Origin of the sequence: Streptomyces reniochalinae (genome assembly GCF_003323735.1) — a bacterium.
GTDB classification, from domain to species: domain Bacteria; phylum Actinomycetota; class Actinomycetes; order Streptomycetales; family Streptomycetaceae; genus Streptomyces; species Streptomyces reniochalinae.
Genome location: NZ_QOIM01000031.1, coordinates 1 through 1,411 on the forward strand (window position 1 = coordinate 1; position 1,411 = coordinate 1,411).

1 protein-coding gene is annotated in these 1,411 nt (G+C 67.9%); it reads right to left on the bottom strand.

Annotation, left to right across the window (positions count from 1 at the left end; genetic code table 11):
- Positions 1–167 precede the first annotated feature (167 nt).
- Positions 168–1,352 (bottom strand): IS701 family transposase, encoded by a 1,185-nt coding sequence (locus tag DQ392_RS12215; RefSeq protein ID WP_114015596.1) that lies wholly within the window; start codon positions 1,350–1,352, stop codon positions 168–170.
- Positions 1,353–1,411: the final 59 nt, after the last annotated feature.

Sequence of the window (1,411 nt, forward strand, 5' to 3'; positions counted from 1 at the left end):
GCCCTAGTACTGCAACGGTGCTTGCGGTGACTGGTGGCCAGGTCAGGGGCTGTGTCCGCGTCGTTTGTAGTGGCTGATGCGGGCTTGGTGCTGGCGTCGTCGGCGCCAGTGTGACCAGTGCAGAACGTCGTCGACCGGGGTGGGGCGGCGGTCGGTGAGGCGGGTGATCAGGCGTCTGATCTCGGCGAGGCTGAGGTGGATGAGCTGGGAGGATCCGTTTCTGCTTTCCCGGCATCCAGCTGGCGGGCTCGCAGGACGGTCAGGCAGGCGTGGGCGGCCATGGCGAGGGTCATGTGGCGGTGCCAGCCGGGGTAGCGGCGGACTTGGTAGTCGTCCAGGTCGCATTCCTGCTTGGCGCTCTGGAAGCATTCCTCGATGGCCCATCGGCTGCCCGCGATGCGGATCAGGTCATCCAGGGTGGTCTGGGCGGGGCAGTAGGCGATGTAGTAGGAGATCTCCTGCGGGCGGGCGACGCTGCGGCGGGCGATGACCCAGTGGCGGCGGTCGGGTCGGTGCCAGGGCCGCACCTCGACGCGTGCCCAGTCGTAGATCCGCAGGCCGTGAGCCCCGGTGCCGCAGGAACGACGCTTCCACTTCTGCCGGGCAAGGCCGTTGAACAGGTCGTGGACGGGATGGTCGATCGCCCAGCGGGTGACCACGGTGTCGTGCCGGGTGGTGGCCATGACGTGGAAGACGTCCGCCTCTTCCAGCTCGGACCGCCAGCTCTTGCTGAACCCGTAGGCGGCATCCGCGGTCACCCACCGGAACGGGATCCTGTCCGCGACCGCGCGGCGGACCATTGCCTTGGCCATGGCCACCTTGGTCTCGAAGGCGACCCCGTCCTCGATGCCGGCCCGGCGGCGCCTCTCCCGGTCGTCGGTCCAGGAAGCGGGCAGATACAGACGTCGGTCGATCAGTGTCCGCCCGCGGTCGGTGGCATAGGCGAGGAAGACGCCGACCTGGCAGTTCTCCGTCCGCCCGGCGGTGCCGGAGTACTGACGCTGCACTCCGGCCGACCGCCTCCCCTTCTTCAGGAAGCCCGTGTCGTCCACGACCAGGACGGCGTCCCGGTCACCGAGGTTGTCGACCACGTACTGACGCACGTCGTCGAGCACCGCATCCGCGTCCCACTCGATCCGGTTCAGCATCCGGTGCATGCGGTCCGGGCCTTCGTGGCCGGCTTCCTCCGCCAGCGTCCAGCCGTTCTTCCGCTGTAGCGGAGCGATCAGGCCTCGCATATAGGCCAGTGCCGACTCCCGCGGCTCCGACCTGCTGAAACGATGCACGAACCGCTCATGCACAGCGCCCAGTTCACCCGCCCACAACCTGACATCAGCAAGGTCCCCACTCACGAACAGGCCAACGACCAACCTGGCCACCAGTCACCGCAAGCACCGTTGCAGTACTAGGC